Genomic DNA, 21440 nt, shown 5'->3' with positions numbered 1-21440 from the left:
GAGCCCGTGTAGGGTACAGCTATCGAAAGACAGAGTGCCATTATACTGGCCTCAGGACCGAAGGACAGGCCCTTGATCAAAGGCCATTGTCTTGTCTTTTCTGTTTTCATATTTACTTTTTTTGTTTATAAGGTGCTTTTATCTTGAAATTTTTGACACAAAGCATCCCCTATCATGCAAAAAATTGCATGATCCAATTCGGTTGAGGACGCTATGTTTTGTTATTTTTCTTTTGTACGATAGGCGATCCAGTTATGATCTATACATACGTTAAGTTGTTGTGATTTGGGTGAATAAATCTGATAGTTCAGTATCTTACCATCTCTCCATTCCATATCTAGTGTGTGATTTCCCTTGATGCGCATCCCCCTCACCCGGCCTTCTTTTTTCCAGGCCTGAGGCACCGCCGGTAGAAGATACACCGTATCCTGATGGGACTGCACCAGCATCTCAGCAATACCAGCTGCTCCACCAAAATTACCATCGATCTGAAATGGGGGGCCTGCTGTTAGCAAATTGGCGTAAACACCACCACCGGCGCCATAATTGATATGTGTATCGACACGTGGGGTCATGAGTTGCCGAAATAATTTATAAGCCCGTTCGCCTTCATGCAATCTGGTCCAAAAGAGTAGTTTATGAGCAATAGCCCAACTCGGTCCATCATCCCCCCGCACATCTAGGCTTTTTTTAGCGGCAAGCTGCCAGTCTGGATGTTCATCATAACGAATCAGATAGCCCGGATACAAACCGTACAGATGCGAGATATGCCGATGCTGCGGATCCACCTCTTCATAATCTTCAATCCATTCCATGATGCGGCCATCTTTGCCTAGCTGCACAGCTGGTGCTAAGCGTTTCAGTTGCGCCGCAACCTGCGTTAAAAAAGGATCCGATTGTTTGCCCAATAATCCCGCTGCATGGATGATATTTTCAAATAATTCGCGTACGATCTGATTATCTATCGTTGGTCCCATCGTGACATTTGCCTGCTGCCCATTCGGGAGCTTGAAGGAATTTTCGGGAGATACAGAGGGCGAAGTCAACAGCCAGCCCTTGGTTGGATGTTCGGTCAGGGCACTGGAGTAAAACTGTGCTGCCCCATAGAGAATCGGGTATATCCGCCGTAGATAGTCCATATCTTCGGTATAGAGGTAATGCTCCCAAAGGTTATTGCAGAGCCAACCCGAGCCCGCATTGGCAATGCCCCAGGAAGCAGACTCTCCGGGTTCGGTATAGCCCCATACATTGGTGATCACATGGGCTACCCAGCCCGGTGCGTTATAATACGCTTTCGCGGTTTTTGCCCCCGGGGCCATAAGGCCTTCCACAAGCCCCACCAAGGGTTCATTGAGCTCGCCCAAATTGGCCGCACCGAGGTGCCAATGGTTCATCTGCACATTGATATCCAGGTGGTAGTCCCCATTCCAGGGCGTCTGAATCTGATTTGCCCATAAGCCCTGTAAGTTTGGTGGTAGCAAGCCTAAGCGCGTACTGCTGATACTAAGGTAGCGACCATACTGATAGAATAGAGCTGCTAATCCTGGATCTTGATCCGGTTCTTTACCGAAGGCCACCAAACGCTCATCGGTCGGCAAGTTGTCTTTCGACTGCCCTAATCGGAGCGACAAACGGTTGAACTTTGCCAAATAGTTTCGTAAATGTTCGGCATACTGCTGGCTATAGGATTTTTTCAACGCCTTTGTTAGCGTTTCAGCTGTCGCACGCTCAAAATCCTTACCTTTAAAATCAGTATCTGTTGCCACGTAAATTAGCACCTCGTCAGCCTGTTGAATAACAATAGATTGTCCTTTTACAAGCTGTTTCCCTCCTTTTATCTGCGCGCGGACACGTGTTTTAAACTGCATTCCTTTACCGTCCACACCATTGTCCAATTGTCCGAATAAAATAAGCTCGCCATCCTCGGTCTTGGTAGTAGCCTTTTCGGGGCGGTCAATCTTGATTTCCAAGCTAATCTGTCCTTTTTTGCTGCTCTGTAAACGAATAACGCCCAGGTCATCAGCAAAGCTTGTCCAATATTCGCGGCTATACCTGACGCCTTTGTGCTCATAGCTTGTTTTTGCCATCGCCTTATCGAGGTCCAATTCCCGGCGATAGTTCTGCACTGCGTTGAGATCCGTTTGTCCGTCAAAGGCAAGCATCAGATTGCCGAGCACTTGATAACAGCCCCATTGCTTGCCGCCCGATCCGGGGCCCTTGCAGATAAAATGCTGGTCTATCAGACGCTGAGCAAGGTCGTTTTTCCCACTTTTGATCAGATTTCGAATACTATCCAAATACCTGCTGGCCTCATAATTATTGGCATCCTGAGGGCTTCCCGACCATAGGGTGATATCATTGAGCACAATATGGTCATTCTTCAATCCACCATCGGGCATCATACCAATTTTTCCATTACCCAGTGGTAAAGTCTCCTCCCATTGTTTTGCCGGCTGCCGATACCAAAGTTTGCCGCCCTGCACTTGCCCAAATAAGTTGCCCGAAAAAAAGAAAACCACAAGCGTGCAGAGTAACTGACCTTTCCGAAGATTTATTTTTGATGATCTATTCATGTGGTTTTAGTTTTTTGTCCAGTCATCAGTTCGGAAGGGAGATCCGGGTATTCCGGCTTCGTTGTATAAAGTCAGATCCGGGTTATCGGCCCAGCCGTAGCGCACTGCGACAGGAGATGGTACTTCTTTGGCAGATACGATCAGCTTATTTCCGACCTGTTTGACTTCTGCAGGATAAAAAACCTGATCGGCACCAGCAATTGTGAAACTACCGTTGCGGTTATCCGCTCCTTTCAGCACCAGCTTTTTGCCCATGGGGTTAAAGCTAAGTTCCATTTCTGCTGCTTTTGTCGTCCAATGCTGAAGGACAGGACCCGAATAAGGGATCTTCTTGCCATAGAGCTGCGCTGTTGCGATCCAGCCAAGCCTTCTACCGACATCCTGCTTATTTTTCGGATGGATATCTTGTGCATCGCCGATATCCGTTATAACAGCCATACCTGTATAAGGCAATTTGAGTGTTTGGCGCTGGGCTTCCCGTAATCTCGCCCAGGAAGAAGGCTGCGGTGTTACACTTTTCGCTTTAAAGTTGGCCAGTTGAACAAAATAAAAAGGCATCTTTTCATTGTTCCACTGCTGGCGCCAGTCCTGAATCAGTGCAGGCAGCAGTTGCTGATAAGGAGCGTCTTTTGAATCTGCGTTACTTTCACCCTGATACCAAATGGCGCCTTTTATTTTAAAATCCACAAAAGGTTTAACCATGGCATTGTAGAGCACAGTCGGTCTGTTGGGCCCCTCCATCGCATTAGGTTTTGCCGGCAGCTTCGCCAGATCATAACCTACTTTACATTTCCAGTCTCCAACGAGAGATAGCTGTTCGCCATTTGGCCCTTCCAGTCGCGGTTGTTCTGTACCACCATATATTCCACCATCGCCGGCTCCATCAAATACGCGAACGGCGATATGCAATAGGCTGCCGTTGTTGGCCGTTGCAGGAACCGTATACTTCCGAATCTGGTCGTAACCGACAGTTTCACCCACTTTTGTACCATTGACATAAGTGATGTCGTTGTCATCAATCGCTCCCAAAATCAACTTGAGGGGTTTACCTTGCCAATGTGCCGGTAGTTCAACGTCTTTGCCAAAATAAACGACACCATCCATTCCCGGAAACAGGTTCTTGTCAAAAAAGCTCGGAATAGTAATCGTCGACCAGCTGCTTTTATCCAATTGTGGGGCAAACCACTCGTCTTGCGTTGCTGTCTTCACCTGATCCTGTTGCTCGGCGACGCGATTCCATTCGGCCAGATCTTTCGCATAGATTTCCTGTGCATCCGGACGTTGAATTTTTTCAATGGCCGCCGTATAGGTTGAAAAAGGTGAAAGTGCCTCCCGGCTCATCCAGGCTTCAATAATTGTTCCGCCCCAGGAGGAATGGATTAGGCCAATGGGAATGCCTGTTTTCTCGTAGATCTCGCGTGCAAAAAAATAGGCTGTTGCCGAAAACTCCGGAATACTTTGTGGCGTCACCGGATTCCATCCACCGGACTCGACCTTCACTGCGGTGGTAGGTTGATTGGCGGTTGCTTTTGGAATCTGCAAAATACGAATATTGGGAAAGTTGGCTGCTTTGATTTCCTGCTCAAAGTTATTGATCTTACCCCAGCCCGCCAGGGGCATTTCCATATTTGACTGTCCTGAACAAAACCAGACTTCACCGATCAGAATATTTTTTAGGATCAATTGATCACCATCGTTGATGGTAATTTGGTAGGGTCCACCGTATTTCGGTGTCTCCAGATAGACTTGCCAGCCTCCCTGCTGATCGACCTCAACCTGATAGTTCTTGTTGTTCCAGCTGGTGTTTATGCTAAGTTCCTTGCCGACTGCGGTACTGGTTCCCCAGATCTTGACCTTTTCTTTCTGCTGCAGCACCATATTGTCGCCAATAAAAGCCGGCAGCTGTACTTTGGCCTGTAGGGTAGAAAATCCACTGGCAACGCTGAGTAGCAGGGCCAACAAAGTCCGTTTATACTGTTTAGGTTTTATCATGATTTTTGAGTTTGTTGCTCAATTGGGTTTATACATTTGGCACATCCAAAGTCCCGGCTGTTGGAGTCGGAGCTTCAGATGTACCACCGTTATTTTTTAAAGTGCCGATATTTTTAGTAAAACACTGGGACGATTGCTATTCAGGTCTGGATTTACGCCAACTTTCATCAGGTAGTCGCCCGAATAAGTTTGTCCCTGACCTAAGCTCGACTTGGTTCCCGGATACAGGTTGATTTCCTCCACGCGGTATTGCTTTTGGGCATCCAGTCCTTTTAAACGGACAGGATCGGTTGTGCCGATACCATAGCGGTTATTGACCAGGTAGTTGAAAATGACAGCCTCGGTTTTTTGGCTATTCACGTAGCTAAGGGCGGCAAAGTCACCTTCACGTGGATCGGCCAGACGATACTGCTCCCCATGCCATATTGTTCCTTTAAGCGCGTCGTAATTCTTTACCGCCTGCTGGCAGAATAACAGATCCTGTTCTTTCAGGTGGCTCACCACAATATCAAAACCCAGTTTGCCCATCATGGCTACATCCGTACGGAATTTGAGGGACTGTTTTCCCCAGTCTGTCACATGGTTTGAGGTGCTGATTGCCGGGAAAAAGTACGAATACTCGTACTGCATAAAAATACGCTCCAGAGGGTCTGTATTGTCCGAAGGCCAAAATTCGGTAAAGTACCGAAGTGCCGCATAGTCCACACGACCACCACCGCCCGAACATAACATCATCGGCACTTTCGGATACTTCGAACGAATGCGCTCCAGCACTTTATAAAGACCTTCCACATAAGAAACATAGAAAGCACCCTGGTCTTTTAGAAATGCGGAATGCGCATTGTAAATGACCGCATTACAATCCCACTTGATATAGGCCAATGCCGGATTTTTGGTAAACAGGTCGTCCAGAATCTGGAAAACAAAATCCTGCACCTTGGGATTTGTCAGATCCAGGATCAACTGATTACGGAAGTAATGTTCTTCCCGTTGCGGCTGTTTGACAACCCAATCCGGATGTTGCTCGTAGAGTTCGGATTTGGGGCTAACCATTTCGGGTTCTACCCAGATACCGAATTTAACGCCTTGCTTGGTCGCTTCTTCGACAAGTGTTGCGATACCATTGGGCAGTTTTGTCCGGTTCGGTTGCCAATCTCCTAGACTGGAATGATCGCTGTTACGCGGATATTTATTTCCAAACCAGCCGTCATCCAATAAAAATAGATCTACGCCTAGTTTTTTGGTATCCTGGAGCAAACCTTTTAATTTTTGTTCATTAAAATCAAAGTAGGTCGCCTCCCAATTGTTGAGTAAAGTCAGGCGTTCGCCATTTCCATCCAGCAGCTGATATTTACGGGCCCAATTGTGCAGATTTCGGGAGGCGGTGCCTTTTCCCTTCGTCGACAAGGTATAGATCAATTTGGGTGTTGTAAACTCCTGGTTGCTGGCTAATTTTACATTGGAAGCATAGTTATTTATGCCGGCAATGATACGTAGGTTATTGAGGTAATCCACTTCAAAATCCACCTTAAAATTTCCACTATACCCAAGGCTTGCCATCAGTACTGTCCCTTCATCTTCGGATGCCGCCTTGCCCAGTGACACCATAAAGGAAGGTGGCTGGAATAAATTCGCGCGCGTTCCGAGCTTACTGTCCAGCACTTTAATGCCATGTGTTAACGGAGCCTCGTCCACCTGCATTTCTTTTGCCCAGTCGCCATGGTACTGCCGTAGCCAATACGCGTTGGAGCGCAGGGTCAGATTGGCCGAAGCAAATTTTTCCAGCGTGACGACTTTCTTTTCCTTATTCTGGATCGTTGCCCACTGCTCAATGATATCTTCATTCAAAAACGATTTGTAGTGTAAAACGACATAAATATCGTATACCGGATCTTTTAGGGTGATATCAAGCTGTTTGACATTGGCATCCAGGTCTTTCACCGCATGCTTTTCATAGCGCAGGTCCAGGGAGCGGTTACCATCGGCATGAACAACACTGATGGCTGGTTCCAGTAGGTTTTTCGAACCTGAGGGGGTATACGCCGCATTGGAGAGGCCACTATAATCGGTCAATTGCTTATAACCACTTGCAATGGTCGAGTACTCTTTAGAATCACTCAATTTTTCACCGTAATAGAGCATTTTCAGTGTTTTCGTGGAATCGTACTCCAACACTAAGGCATTCGATCTGGTTTCAATAGGAATCTGTTTGGACTGCGCCTGTGCCTCCAGATGGACAAGCCCCTGGGTCATCAAAAGCCCGAGTACAACATGTTTAAAATGATGGGTTGGCATATATAAATAGATTTAGGATTTGTTAACGAACTTGACTATTTTGTTTGCTTTCAATTGAATCTTATAAAGGTATTTACCATTGATTTCCTGCTGTGGACTTAGACCTGCCAATTGGGAAGGACTTAACACCTGAATCGTTTGATCTTGCGGCGATGAAAGAATAAGCTGCCTAATGCTGCTGTTGTTCCATTCCATCTTTTCGATGTGTACATTGCCCCGAGCTTTGAGTCCCTTGACTGTTCCGGCCGACCAGCGATCAGGCAGTGCAGGAAGTAATTCCAGCACATCCGTCTGCGACTGCAGCAACATTTCACTCACCGCAGCCACATAACCCAGGTTGCCATCAATCTGAAAAGGTGGATGTGCGCAGAGCAAGTTGGCGTAAACGCCACCGCCATTGTTGTAATCAATACCATCGCCGCCAACGAGGTTAATGAAATTAGTTAGGATTTTATAGGCGTGATTCCCATCCTGCAAGCGGGCCCAAAAAGCCACCTTCCAGGCCATGGACCAACCGGTGGATTCGTCGCCTCGCGCGGTCAGCGTAACTCGTGCAGCTTTGGCCAGTTCCGGTGTTTTTAAAACAGAGAATTGGTTACCGGGGTACAAACCAAACAGATGCGAAACATGGCGATGCTTGTCCTGTGGATCATCACGATCCGTTTCCCACTCCTGCAACTGTCCCCATTTACCGATTTTGGGTTTGAGCAGCGCATCGCGAAGTGCCATGATATGTTTACGGTAATCGGCGTCCATATTTAAAACTGTGCTCGCCTGGATGTAGTTGTTAAAGAGATCGTAAATAATCTGATGGTCATAGCTCACGGCATCCTCTGTGGGGCCATGTTCCGGCGACCAGCCCTTTGGCGCCACCACAGTGCCGTCTGCTCTTCGAACCAAACGATCATCCCAGAACTCACTTATTTCTTTTAAAATCGGATACGCGAATTCGCGTAGGTATTTCTCGTCCATGTTAAAGGCATAATGCTCCCAGAGCGCCTGTGCATACCAGGCACTTCCAGGGGTATTCCAAAGAAAGCTCTCCCCACCGAAGATATTATTTTCGGTCTTTACGGTCCAGCCCCTTACGCCCGGAAATTCCTTTTGTGTATTTATTTTTTTCACCTCACGCATGCTATTGATATAATCGAGGTAAGGCCAGGCCGATTCACGCAGATTAGCGACTTCTGCAGGCCAATAGTTCATCTGTACATTGATATTGGAATGGTAATCTGAGCGCCATGGTGGATTGTTACTGTTGTTCCAAAGCCCTTGCAGATTTGCAGGCAAACCACCTTTCCGTGAGGAACTGATCAGCAGGTAACGTCCATATTGGTATACCAATGCTTCCAAAGCCGGGATCGGCTGTTTTTTATACGCCTCCAACAGCGCTTTTGTTGTTTGCTTGGCGTCCAGCTGGCTATGGTCGAGATCAAGCTCAACGCGGTTAAACAGCGCTGTATAATCTGCAACGTGCCGTGCCAGGAGCTTATTTACGCCATATTTTTCCGCTTGCTGCAGATAACGTTCATTGACCTTCATCGGTTCTTCGGCCGACTTCCATTTGGTTGCCCGTGTATTGGCGTAATCTGTTGCGGCACTCAGCAGCAGAACAATTCGATCGGCAGATTTTACGTTAAGGACAGCCTGTCCTTTTTCATCTGTCGTTTTGGATAGTGAACCACCGACGACCTGCACGCGTACCTGTGCGGCATACCGCATGCCATTGTCGAGCGTTCCCTGAAACCACAGATGACCATCTTCTGCCTGCACCGGCTGCCCATGTGCATCCTGAAGTGCAATCTGGGCATTGAGTTTCCCTTTTTTACTGTTCGCATACTCAAATACCATGACCTGATCGGGCTGACTCGCAAAATACCGGCGATTGATTTGCTGTCCATCCTGCTGATAGGCTATTTCATGTAAGCCCTTATCCAAATTCAATTTCCGGCTATAAGCGGTAAAGGATTTATTGACGTCGGAGTCAAAGCGAACAAAAAGATCACCAAAAGCCTGATAGGCACCTGTTTCCTGTTCATCACCTGTCCAGAGGCTATTTTCATTAAATTGAATATGTTCCTGATTTACGCCCGCGAAGATCATCGCGCCAATTCGTCCATTTCCGATAGGGTATGCTTCGGTCATCCAATCTTTGGCAGGTCGATCATCCCATAAATAATACCGTTGGGCCTGGGAAGTGCCAAAACAAATGATCAAGAGTGTTAAGAGAACGTATTTCATTTTTGTGTGCATCAACATAGCGGTTTATACAATTTTATTGGGCAATGCCCAAAGGTGAAAAAACAAGGTATATGACAATCATCAGGACAATCAAAATTGCGCCCACACCATAGCGGCCTTTCCAATAAGCTTCTTTATCCTGGCCCGAAAACTCAAATTGATACTCCGATAGATAGTTTGGCTGGCTCAGTTTACTTCCCCCCCAAATGACCAGTGCCACAGCGATAAACAACAGCGCGAACAGGTGCAGATAGTGTAGCTCTGTTTTCCAGACAAACACCAGAAAAAAATAACTGAACATGTATAAAAACAATCCAATCTGTGCCATGCGCGGTGTCACACGGCGGGATAAAATCCCCAAGATCATAATGGTGAAAATGGGCATATTAAATAAGCCCGATACGGTCTGTAAATAGGTATAAAATCCATCGTGGGCAAAAAGGATAAAAGGGGCAATAAACATCGCTGAAATTGAAATAATCAATTCGAACAATTTTCCTTTTCGCACCAATTCCTTTTCACTGTATGGTCTCTTTCTATAAGCCAGATAGGGTTTGTAAATATTAAAAATAAATAAACTGCCGCAGCTCTGCAGTCCTGCGGTATACGTTGTCATCGCAGCGCCAAAGACCAAGGCCAAAGAAAAACCGATCAGGATATCGGGGAAAATTAAAACAATAAGTTTCGGAAAAACAGAAGCCGTAGGCTGTACATGCGGCAACAGATGCACAGCCAAAAGCCCCGGCAGATTGATCAGCAAGGGCATAAGGAGCTTACCACCCGCAGCCAAGGTCATCCCTTTTTGGGCCTCCTTTAAATTCTTAGCACTCAGGGTCTGCTGTGCAATATAGGGTTCCATCCCCCAGTAATAGAAATTGATCAGCAGCATTCCCGTAAATAAGGTCGAAAACGGGACCGCATCATGCTTTCCGCCGACAGCATTGAGGTGCTCTTTTTTTTCATGCAGTAACTGCGCTAGACCCGACCAGATATCGCCACCTCCAAGGTGCCAGAGCGCAAAAACAGGAATGAGCACAGCAAGTAAAAACAGACATAAGCCTAAGCTTAAATCTGATAAGGAAATCAGCTTGAGACCACCCAAAATACTATATAAACTACCTATCACGCCTAAAGCCCATACCAGCAACCAGATGCTCTGCCAGTACGTAATATGTAATAGTGCCGGGACATCAAACATGGTCGCAAGGCTCAATGCTCCACCATACAATACAGGAGGCAGCAAATTGACAATATATCCAATCAAGATGAGGATAGAAACCAGCATTTTTGTTTTGGTGTCAAATCGCAGCGCCAAGAAATCCGGAACCGTCCGAAAGCCATGCTTAAAATAAATAGGTAGCAGAAACTCCGATACCAAAAGCATGGCAACAACGGAACTAATGCCCCAGCCGATAACTGAAAGATTATTGATATAAACCGATTCGTTTTCACCTATAAACTGGTTGGCGCTCAAGTTTGTCAACAGCAAGGCTGAACCAACCATCCAAAAGCTATTGCTCTTTCCAGCAAGAAAGAAGCCGTTGAGCGTCGTGGAATAGGTGGTCTTAAATTTCCATAAGGACCATAGCGCAACCAAACCGGTAAAAAGACAAAAACTAAAAATTATCATCGTAAAACTTTCTTTTTTATACAGAGCCGCGATCTGCCAATGTTGTCGGCACCACTTCCCGGATCAATGTTCTTTCGAGCACAAACTTGGCTGCTTCCGATCCGATACGTGCAAAACTTGTCGAAAAGGTGGTAATACCACCGCTGATAATCTCTTTGATGACATCATCATTATGCGATAAAATCCCCAGATCCTCGCCCAAGGTCCAGCCCTTTTGCAGCACCTCTTTTAACATCTGATAGAGCTCCGGATTGTGAATGGTAAAATACAGTTTCCCTTTTTTTAGATCCCCTACATGGTACTGCTTTTCGATACGTCCTTTTATCTTATGGTCTTTCAGAAAGCGTAAGAAAGCATTTTTGATTTCATTGGGTTCGGCTGTATTTTCCCTAAAATAGAAGATCACTTCTTTATACTTTTTGATCTTTGGTTGTAGTTGCTGGAATACGGCATAGGTGGCTGCTTCAAATTCCTGAGAAACATAAGAATATTCCGCGCCCAAATCCATCAGCCGGTCGATAATCAATAGTTTTGACACAGGAATATTTCGCAATAAACGCTCAGAATCGGCATTTTCAATCGGAGCGACAATATATACCGTATAGCGTCCCTGAATACGATTGAAAATATCTTCAAAGGTTTCCATATTGTTGTGATGGAAAAAAAGATCGACCGTCACTTCCTCCGGAAGATTGGTCCGCAATTCGGATACCAAGGTATCCTGAAAAGTATCGTAAGCATATAACAAGACGGCAACTTTCTGTTTCAACTGCGTATTATTACTGACTACAAAATATCCTTTTCTATTTTTGGATTCCACCACGCCATGAGCAATCAGGTCGCGGTAAGCTTTGGCAAAGGTTTCGCGTGCATAGCCTAGGTATTGGATCAAGTTATTGACAGAAGGCAAACTGGCGTGCACCTCCAGTTCATTGGCATCAATGGCATCCAACACGCCCTGTACGATACATTCATGTTTCGAAAGCCCATTTAAAGCTTCCAATCGTTTGATCCGATCGATCAACGCCTTAAACTGTTCTTCTTTGGTTATCTTCATATAATATTATTAACTAAAGAGCAATCTCAAGCAATTTTGCTCCTGCTTGCTCAAAGGCAATGGGATTTTTAGCAGTAAATTCCTGCGCTGTTTTTTCAAACAGTTCCACCGCCTTATAGGTTGTATTTGGCTCCAGGCCAATCTGTTTAAAATCTATGTTTATTGCTGCCGGGGCTGTATTGTAATTAAATACGGCCACATACAGCGTTGTTCCAATCTTTTTGTAATAATACGTATTTGCTGCTTTTCCTTCTACAAATCCTGCCGGACGGAAGCTTTTACCGTCGGCTATAATTTTTAGAATTTCGGGATCCTGCAGATATTGATTCATCTTTGGCTGCCAGTTTTCTTTTTTCGATAGGTCATCACCAAGGATAATGGTCCCCGTTACCACACCGGAAAGCAATCTTGCCTTATTGACTTCGGGGCTTTCATCATGAAAGACCAGGTGGTCGGCATCGATAAAATCGTAAAGATAAGTTTGCCACCAGCCGTAACTAACGCTGTTTAGCGTATATTGAGTTTGATCGATCGTCTTCCAGGCGTCGCAGGCTATTCTGCGCATGTGTGCAAATTGGGCTGTCGCCAGGGATGGTGAAATTGCGGCATAGATCAACATTTTACCCTGCAGCACGTCGACGAGATGTTTCATCCCCACAGCATAAGCCTGCATACCTGTCTGAATTTTCTTATCGTAAAAACCTGTGGATTCGATTGCCGCATGAGAGAGGAAATCGACCTTGATCATTCGGAAGCCACAGTCGACCAATTTGCCCAAGATCACATCCATACGGGCCAACGTACCGGGATGTGTCGGATCAAGAGCCCGGCCACCGTCTAAATTGTGGTAGCCTTTTTGGGTTTTGGTCCAAAGCTGACCAAAGGTAAACTGGCTTCCCTCTGCCTTGCGGTCGGGGCCACTTCCATGCCCCCAGTCTGTAAAAGGAGCCCAATACACACCGGGTTTGAGGCCCAAAGAATCACAATAGCGAACAAATTGCTTCAGCTGCGTGTAGTCGCCTGACATACCTCCCGGCGTCATATTATCCCAAAAAGAGTCAAGATCTATAAAAGCCTCGCCATCTGCGTTCCGGAAATAAGGAATATCTTTTGCGAAATAGTCTGCTGTGCCTGTGGCATTCTGAAAATTAAGTTTTTCCTGTATCACACCCCAGCTGTTCCAGCCGACAGGTGTGGCTCCTTGCCACGATTTCACATAGGCCGGCGATAGCTTCCGGTGTATTTTAGCATAGTTTTCGAGCCCAATGCGCCAATCCTTGTCGTAAGACACGAGGTATTTTGGGGAGCGAATGACATCCCCCTTTACCGTCCCGTGCGCCATGGAATCACGTGTAATAGTTACATCTGTAAATCCCGCCTGTGCTGCCAGGTGAGTATATTTCCCCTGATCTCCTTCGATCGCGATACCCGATTTCCAGACGGATTGATCCAATGAACCAATCAACAGACCTTTTCCGCTGTCCTTGTCGTATACAACACCGACCTCGGCGCTGCGCTTACTATCCATTGCAAGGACATTGTTTTCATACGAAATAAACGTATCGTTATCAAAAGGAACAGCCAGCTGATACAAGGATTTTCCTAGACCGGCAATTGAAGCATTTGACCAGATCGGCACAAGTTCATTACTGGCTATATTTTTACCCCTAACTTCCAGCTCAAGGATGACACCATCTATTGTGTCGTAGAAATAAAAATGCTGCAGCAATGTGATGCCCTGTTGGGTTTTAACAGAAATGGTATACTGTATACCTTTGCCCAAATTATCCTGAATAGGCTTTTCTGTGACGCTGCGGGTTCCTTTCAGTTTATCAGTGCTAATTTTTTGTCCATTAGCAAGTGCCAGATAGGCACTTGCTTGATGTATATAGGCGACTTGATCTTTACTTAGTGAGTATGTTCCATCTTGTTTGTTATAAGTCAACGTTAGGCCGTTTTTCTTGACCTGAAAAGGCTGCGCGTATAACATGAAGGTACATAGCATAAAACTTAGCGCGAAAATAACTGTCTTCATTCTGCTTGATATTATTGTAAATTGATTTGAAAAGCGTTGATCTTCATGTAATGGTCAGGTTGAAAATTGACCAGCATTCCCATATTGACCGTAACCTTTTCTTTGATTTCAAAATAAACGCCATCTGATTTAACATCAGCATGGGCCATTGCCTGTTGAATCTGCTCAAGATCTGGAATTCCACTGTTTGCTTTGCTAACAACCAGTTTTGCTGGTGGTTGATCATAATTTGTCCAGGATAAGTTACAAAAAAAACGATACTTACCGGGTAATAAGGTTACTTTTTGCTCTATTTTACCATTTACGATAGCCGGAGCTCCCCAGCCTGCTTCTATGTTGACCACACCGCCATCGTCCGATCCAAAACCACCGTAACCGTTATGGTTTTTCATGGCGGCGTTTGTCATCCAGTTGTCCAAAACTCCCCAGCGATTGCCGTCATAGACCGTCGCTGTAAATGGTGTTTTGTAATTCTGGAGGTACCAAGGTGTGATATTGTCTTTTTTCACAGCCAATTTGGTCGATTTAACCATAAAGGTATCGATGGCCGAACTATCTGGTCTGAACACGGTGCGATACGAAACTTCGGCACCAGGAAGATAGCGTTGAAGACCAATCTTTTCATCCTGATTTTTAGTACGCACCACGGTATCTGTGGTGCCACCATCCCAATTTCTATACGCGATACGCAGTCCATCAAAGCCCATGGTTTCCGATACATTTTGCAAACCCAATTGCAGTTGCTGTCCAGCAATAAAATTCTGTTCGAGTACCACACGTTGGTAAAGTCCTTCGCGATAACGATCGCCATATACGTTCCCCACCACATAGGTCGGAACAGAAAAGCGCCCTGCGGCGTCCACACTACGAATTTCTAAATTCATAGGCCCTTCAGGCAGTTTGTCGATTAAATAACGTACGGTATCCACCTTACCCGTCAGTTTGACCGGTATTTTCATCGAATCCTGCTTACTGTTCCAATAGATCCGTAGCTCAGACACACCCGAGGAAGCCCTATAGACACCTTCTACTTGTATACGGTATTTTCCCGAACGAACTCTAATCGAGTCGAGCTTTGCCGGGTAGATAATTGCTTTCCCGTCTGTGTACTCGGTAAACTCGTCCATTTTGGAACAAGCCGCCAACAGCGCCACGATAAACAAAGACAGCAATACGATATATCTTTTCATAACTTTGCTTTTTAAATTGATTAATAAACGCCCCATACCTGAATTTGGTTAATCTGCATAAAATAACTACCCCGCCAATTGCGCAGATTGCGAATGCGCAGGTATTTGTATTTCGGAGCATCTTCCGGTAGATCAAATGACCAGCCAGAGGTACCATACACTTCGTCTGCATTGGTATTTGTTCCCGACGGTGTTCCCGATGGTTTACGTACCGTGCAGGTAGCCAGTTTGGCCCAGGACTCCCAAGAGCCATCCAAATTCGGCGTATTGCTTCCCCAGATCTCAAAATCACGTAAATTTCCCTTATCGTAGAAGCCATTTTCCCGTCTCGGAAAGATCACCACGCGGCTTAGTTTTGCTTCTCTACCGATCGAGAAAGTGACCGATTGCGGTACCCCGGCATTCTCTACCGTATAAAAGCTTGGCCATTTGCCCGTATTGAGATTGCCATCCCATAGATTATCCATAGAACCGTAGAGGATTTGCGCATCTCCAGGCAAGCGTAATGGCGTAAACAATTGCCGGTTAAACAGATTTTCCTCCAATGGCGTAATCGACGTGTACAGCGTATCGGATTTATTTAACCAGCGATCACGGACATAAAATGCGAACTTCATTTCTTTGGATTTCAATCCACGGACATTATATAGGATGATGGAATCCTGTCCATAGTAGTTATCTAAGGGCAGGTACTCCCCATTGTTGAGCGAGTCTACCATCGGTACGATTACCACATTTCCTTTTTCCTTATTGGTCGAGGTAATGCGGATACCGCCAAAGGCAGCTGTTACTTTCATCTCACCAAACACCAGATTAAAGATCGGCGTCTTCGGTTCAACAATGACATCTACGGGATCCGACACAACCTCAGCCTTGCTTACCGCGTATAATTTAACGGTTTGCGGCTTAGTATCGGGGAATCCATCAATTAAGATCTCATTGGTGTACGTCGATGATTTGACAACACGGGTGGCGCCACTCGCCATCACGTATTCGGCTTTGACATAAAGTATGTTGTCATTCTCCGGAAGGCTATAATGTATGGTTGCCTGTCCATAACCATTCACGACGGAGGGATGCTGTACCAGTCCCGGTTTGGTCTGGTCGTCTTCCATTAAGGTCCAGCCCTTTTCCTCTTTACAGCCGAGCAGTAAAAACAGCAGGCCAGCCATGACATAGATACTATTGCGATATATTCGTTTTTTCATGATTTTCTTCAATTTAATACGCTAATTACCAGCCTGGATTTTGTACCAAATTCGGGTTGACCAACAGATCGCTTTCTTTAATCGGCCAAAAATAGTCCCTTGGTGCCACGAATCGTTGTTGATAGAAGGTCTGTTCCTGATAGAAAAGCTCCGGATGGTCCTTATCCTGATTGCGATCCCAGCCCGTGATATTTTTGTTGAGTTCCTGCGCGGCAAGCTTCCAGCGTCTCAAATCCCAAAAGCGGGAACCTTCAAAGCTCATCTCAATATTACGTTCACGTTGTATAATTGCACGGAGCCCTTCTTTTGTCGTCGGTTTGGCGCTATTGAAAGCATACTTTGCCCAGGATTCTTTCACCCCTTCCAGACCGGCGCGCTTGCGAATTTTATCGAGATAGAGGAATACATCGGCTGTCGGTCCTTCACTTTCGTTCAGCGCCTCCGCATACATCAGATACAGGTCGGCAAGCCGTAGCATAGGCCAAGGATACTCTTCGATATGCGAGCTGTTTCCATCCTTAAAGGCAAATTTCCAGTTGACCAGCTTCTTTGGGTAATAGGTTGTGATCGGCACGGAAACACCACTACCAAATAGACCTAAACGAAGCTGTGTTGTCCAGGTATTTTCGTCTGTCTGACTTGGGCTGTTTTCCATGTACCAGACCCCACCGTCAAAGCCCACATTGGCGTAGAAACGATTTTCACGGTCAAAATGCAAACGCGCTGTTCGGTAATTTTCGATATTGTTGAAGCGCTCGTCATGCGTTCCGGCACGCAATTGGTTTTTATTGCTAAAATCAAGGGTTTTGTCTTCATCCATCGGCACCCCGTTTTTCGTATAAAACTGTTCAATGATTTTAATTGTCGGGGCCAAGGTACCGTTGACGCTGTTATTGCCGGCATTATTCGGATCGATGTGCGCCATGGACGAGTACTGCAGCTGCCATGTGCGCGAATTCGAATTCCCCCAGATGATCTCGCGGTTCCATTTTTCCGTCACAGCGTTACGAATGCTCATCTGAATCATTGTAGTATTCGACAGTGGGCGTACCGGTGTTGGAAATTCGTATAGATTCATGCCCAGCTCCTCGCAGGCAGCAATTGCTTCTTTTGCAGCCTGCGCTGCTTTACGCCATTTCTCGGCTTGGAAGCTCTGATTAAAAAATAAGGTGCCGTCTACATTTTTAAAGGTTGCATAATCCGTATTACCATTGAATAATGGGCTTGCTGCATATAATAGGACTTTCGCCTTGATGCCTAAGGCAATCGGTTTTGTGATATGCCCCAGATCAGTTACTGGCGACTGCACCGCACTTGGCAGCTTACTTGCGGCCTCATCCAGTACCTTCACGATATAATCCGCTACCTGGTCGATCGGCTGACGCTTTACCTGTGTCTCCTCAATTGGTGCTGTGACAGGAACATTGACATCCATAATGGGAATAGGTCCATAATGACGCATCAGCATAAAATGATAATAGGCTTTTAAGAACAGCACCTCACCCTCCCAGGTGGTACGTTCGTCTTGCGTCATATCGCGTACCTTTTCGGGATTTTGAATGTTTTCCAAAAAGATATTACAGTCGCGAATGGCATTGAACATCGACCGTTCGCGAACATTATTGATTATATGTCCGTCCCAGTAGTTGACATAAGGATCGGTGACACTTTGATTGCCACGAGCGATATTCCAGTTTGTCCCGTTGATACTCCGCGTTGGGTAATCCAGCCAGAGCTCATCTCCTGCCATAAAAGCGGGATTTATAGTCGGTTCACCGTCATTGGGCAAATAAGAATAGCAGGTTGCCAGATATTTGATTGCTTCGCTACGCATGGTAAAGGCATTATCTATTGTGGGGGCATTGTCGGGTACGACATCCAAATAGTTGCAGGATTGAAAAAACAATAGACCTGATACCACCATCGATTTAAATACAGTTAACTTTTTCATGATACATTGTTTTTTATAATCCTACATTGATTCCGATATTATATACCGCCTGAACCGGGTAACCCAAACCATCACCACCCATTTCAGGATCCCACATTTTAAATTTGCTCCATACGGCAAGATTCAGGGCATTGGTATAAATGCGGATATTGGACATCTTCCAGCGATCCAGGATCTTCTTTGGTACTGTATAACCCAATTCAACAGATTTTAGGCGAAGGAAGGCACCATTGCGCATCCACCAGGTCGAGAATTGATTATTGTTGTTATTGAATCCGTCGGTCAATCGTGGCCAAAATGCACGGATATCCTGATTATCTTCCGACCAGTGACTATCGGCCACCTGTTTTAACAGCCCGTTTTGATAGGGGCCATTGATGGCGAAAGGCGTGATATTTCCGGGATTGATAAAAAACGATGAACGTGCAGAGCCTTGTAGGAAAGCACTGACATCAAATCCTTTGAAACCGACGGTGAATCCCATACCGTAGATAATTTCAGGATCCGTTGGAAAACCGATGGGCACTTTATCCAGATCAGTTATTTTGCCATCACCGTTAATGTCACGGTATTTGATATCACCGCCCATTGTTTTCAATGCACCACCAAAATTTTGCAATGGCGAGTTATCGGCTTCAATATCATCTACAAATAAGCGTTCGGCGATCAAACCATATTGTTGTTTAATCGGATACCCTAAGTGTGTCAGGTAAGATAAATTTGCCGGATAGTTTGGCTCTTCGTTGGTCAGCAAGCGATTGGTCGCATAGGTCATATTACCGCGCAACTGCGTCCACCAGGTATTTGCAAAGGATTTGTTGTAATCCAGCGCCAGGTCAAATCCCTTGCTTTCCGCCTTGCCCATATTGGATTGAATATCGGCCTGAAAACCTGCAGTCGTCGGAATCGTTGAGCGTACCATTAAGATATCACTTCGCTTGGAATTGTAATAGTCGAAGACAACACCCAATCCATTTTTAAGATTCAGGTCAAAACCTGCATCAAATGTTTTGGCACGCTCCCAAGTAATATTGGGATTGGCGTAACGCGAGATGGAATAACCCGGTCTGGTATAATCCCAAAGATTTCCCCAGGAAAATCCTTTTCCGCCGTCATTTGGATTAACCTGTGATAAATAGAAAAAGCGGTCGCGGTCGTTACCGATCTGGTCGTTACCCACCAAACCATAAGTTGCCCGTAGTTTTAAACGAGATACCACCGGTGTCATAAACTCAAACATCGGCTCTTCCTGGAGGTTCCAACCTACCCCAAAAGAGGGGAAAAAGCCAAATCGTTTATCTTTAGAAAAGCGCTCGGAACCGTTGTAACCAAAGTTTGCTTCGAAAAGGTATTTATTTTTATACGCATACGTTGCGCGTCCAGACACACCAATGTTACGTGCTGGCAGAGAAGCCTGTAAATTGCCTCCATTTGCTGTCTGATAATTGCGCATGATACCGATGAGCATACCCGTGATGTCGTGATCCTTTCCGATGGTTCGGTTATAATTGACCGCAAATTCGCCATAGGTCGTTGTATTCTGTATCCTATCGCCTTGGCTGTAGTCCAGGTATTCCGTTCCCTGGTTTTCATTCAGCAAGCTCAATACCGTATTGTTTGTACCCGGTATTTTCAGCAGATTATAGTAGAAGGGTTCAAAGCTTCTGCGTACTGAAAAATACGAGTACCGTTGTGTATAAGCCATCAAACGGGCCGACAAACCTTTTGTGATAAAATCAAAGTTCTGTTTCAGCTCCAGTTGTACATTGACTGTTGAACTATTGTATTCCTGAAAACCGTTGACCATCTTGGCATAAGGGTTATTGTACAAAGTCTTTGTCGTCGGTATAAAGCTATTTCCGAAGAGCGGATGGGTTGTAAACGGTGCGTAAGAAGCTGGATAGACTGCGGGGAACATCACCGGATTGGACCAGATCGCCTCTTTAAATACCCGTTGGCCACCATTGATCAAATTGCCCCAATCATCATAACCACCGATGGGTCCCTTATAATCGTCAAATTGTGCCGAAGTACGGATAATTCCTATGGTCGTCGGGGTTACATTTAAAGTGATATTGGAACGTATCGAATAATTTTTGAGGTTAATGTTATTGTCAAAATTATTACCGCTTTCCGATTTCAAAATTCCCCTGTCATTGTTGAAAGTACCGGCGACATAATATTGTGCCAGGTTTCCCCCACCAGTTACGTTGAAATTGAAGCGCTGGTTGTTGGTATAATCTTTAATCAATTGATCGATCCAGTTATTATTCGGATAAAGCAGCGGATCGTCGCCCCTTGCGGTATGATCGATTTTATTTTGGTCATAAGGCAAAGCCCCTTTAGGATTGCGCGTCAATACCGCTTCATTTGCCAGGTTCATGTAGGTAATGTTATCGGCAAATTGGAAATTTCGTGTATTGGTAGAAATGGAGTTTTCGAAACGCGCATTAAATTTTGCCTTTCCCACGATACCACTTTTGGTATTCACCAGGACCACACCATTTGCACCTCTGGCACCATACAATGCAGAGGCGGCCGCATCTTTCAGCACCGAAAAACCAGCAATATCATCGGGCTGAAGCCGCGCTAAAGCTGTTGTATTCGATTCCATCCCATCGATGAGAATCAAAGGGTCTTTTTTTCCGGCACCAAAGGTCCCGACACCACGAATAAAGAACGAGGCATTATCATTTCCGGGTTCGCCACTACGCTGATACGCAATTAAACCCGCTACCCGACCTGCCAGCATGGTGGTCAGATTGGAGGTAGGGCCTTTAATTTCTTTTGGATTGATCGAGGTGATCGAAGCGACCATACTCGTTTTCTTCTGTGTGCCATAAGCGACGACAGTCACTTCATCCAGGTTTGAACTTGATGAAGACAGAAAGATGGTCATCCGGTTGGTACTGGTGACCTGAACAGTTTTTCGGTCGAATCCGACTGAAGTCAGGACAAGCTGATCATTGAGGTGTACATCTTTGATCAGGAACTGCCCCTGTGCATCCGTTGATACAACTGCATTCTTTCCCACGAAGGCAATTGTAACGTTGGAAATGGGTAAATGTCCGACACTATCTAATACAACTCCTCTTAATTCAAATGATTTGGACTGTGCGTTTACAAAGCCCGTTAGCAGAAGAAAAAGGAAGACAAGACTACATCGCTGCCATTTACAGATTCGGTAATACATGTGGTAGATCATAAATTGGTCTTCTTATAGATTGGTTATTAGTTTATAGTATAGCGGTTAGTAATCTATACTATT

11 protein-coding genes are annotated in these 21440 nt (G+C 45.5%); all 11 read right to left on the bottom strand.

Annotated elements, in window-relative coordinates; translation table 11 throughout:
- Nucleotides 1-221: 221 nt before the first annotated feature.
- Nucleotides 222-2573, bottom strand: a complete 2352-nt coding sequence (locus tag ACHWSC_RS07810; protein ID WP_394676380.1) for a glycosyl hydrolase family 95 catalytic domain-containing protein — start codon at nt 2571-2573, stop codon at nt 222-224.
- A gap of 6 nt (nt 2574-2579) precedes the next feature.
- The gene (locus ACHWSC_RS07805) at nt 2580-4565 is read right to left on the bottom strand and encodes a sialate O-acetylesterase (RefSeq protein WP_394676379.1); all 1986 of its coding nucleotides are present in this window, start codon (nt 4563-4565) and stop codon (nt 2580-2582) included.
- A gap of 96 nt (nt 4566-4661) precedes the next feature.
- Nucleotides 4662-6860 carry an alpha-galactosidase gene (locus tag ACHWSC_RS07800; RefSeq protein ID WP_394676378.1) on the bottom strand — a complete coding sequence of 733 codons (2199 nt, stop codon included), beginning with the start codon at nt 6858-6860 and terminating at the stop codon, nt 4662-4664.
- 12 nt (nt 6861-6872) lie between these two features.
- Nucleotides 6873-9101 carry a glycosyl hydrolase family 95 catalytic domain-containing protein gene (locus tag ACHWSC_RS07795; RefSeq protein WP_394676377.1) on the bottom strand — a complete coding sequence of 743 codons (2229 nt, stop codon included), beginning with the start codon at nt 9099-9101 and terminating at the stop codon, nt 6873-6875.
- A 34-nt stretch (nt 9102-9135) separates the two neighbouring features.
- Nucleotides 9136-10731 carry a solute:sodium symporter family transporter gene (locus ACHWSC_RS07790; RefSeq protein ID WP_394676376.1) on the bottom strand — a complete coding sequence of 532 codons (1596 nt, stop codon included), beginning with the start codon at nt 10729-10731 and terminating at the stop codon, nt 9136-9138.
- 16 nt (nt 10732-10747) lie between these two features.
- The gene (locus ACHWSC_RS07785; protein ID WP_394676375.1) at nt 10748-11788 is read right to left on the bottom strand and encodes a GntR family transcriptional regulator; all 1041 of its coding nucleotides are present in this window, start codon (nt 11786-11788) and stop codon (nt 10748-10750) included.
- 13 nt (nt 11789-11801) lie between these two features.
- The gene (locus tag ACHWSC_RS07780; protein WP_394676374.1) at nt 11802-13823 is read right to left on the bottom strand and encodes an alpha-galactosidase; all 2022 of its coding nucleotides are present in this window, start codon (nt 13821-13823) and stop codon (nt 11802-11804) included.
- Between the two features lie 11 nt (nt 13824-13834).
- Nucleotides 13835-15013 carry a DUF4998 domain-containing protein gene (locus ACHWSC_RS07775; protein WP_394676373.1) on the bottom strand — a complete coding sequence of 393 codons (1179 nt, stop codon included), beginning with the start codon at nt 15011-15013 and terminating at the stop codon, nt 13835-13837.
- 20 nt (nt 15014-15033) lie between these two features.
- Entirely contained in the window at nt 15034-16221 is a 1188-nt protein-coding gene (locus ACHWSC_RS07770; protein ID WP_182983601.1) for a DUF5000 domain-containing lipoprotein, read from the bottom strand.
- 25 nt (nt 16222-16246) lie between these two features.
- Complete coding sequence (locus ACHWSC_RS07765) at nt 16247-18172, bottom strand: RagB/SusD family nutrient uptake outer membrane protein (RefSeq protein ID WP_182983600.1); 1926 nt, start codon at nt 18170-18172, stop codon at nt 16247-16249.
- A gap of 13 nt (nt 18173-18185) precedes the next feature.
- Complete coding sequence (locus ACHWSC_RS07760) at nt 18186-21377, bottom strand: TonB-dependent receptor (RefSeq protein ID WP_346069615.1); 3192 nt, start codon at nt 21375-21377, stop codon at nt 18186-18188.
- Between the last annotated feature and the right edge of the window lie 63 nt (nt 21378-21440).

The organism is uncultured Sphingobacterium sp. (assembly GCF_964277905.1).
GTDB classification, from domain to species: Bacteria; Bacteroidota; Bacteroidia; order Sphingobacteriales; family Sphingobacteriaceae; genus Sphingobacterium; species Sphingobacterium siyangense.
This window is presented reverse-complemented; position numbering and strand designations above follow the sequence as displayed.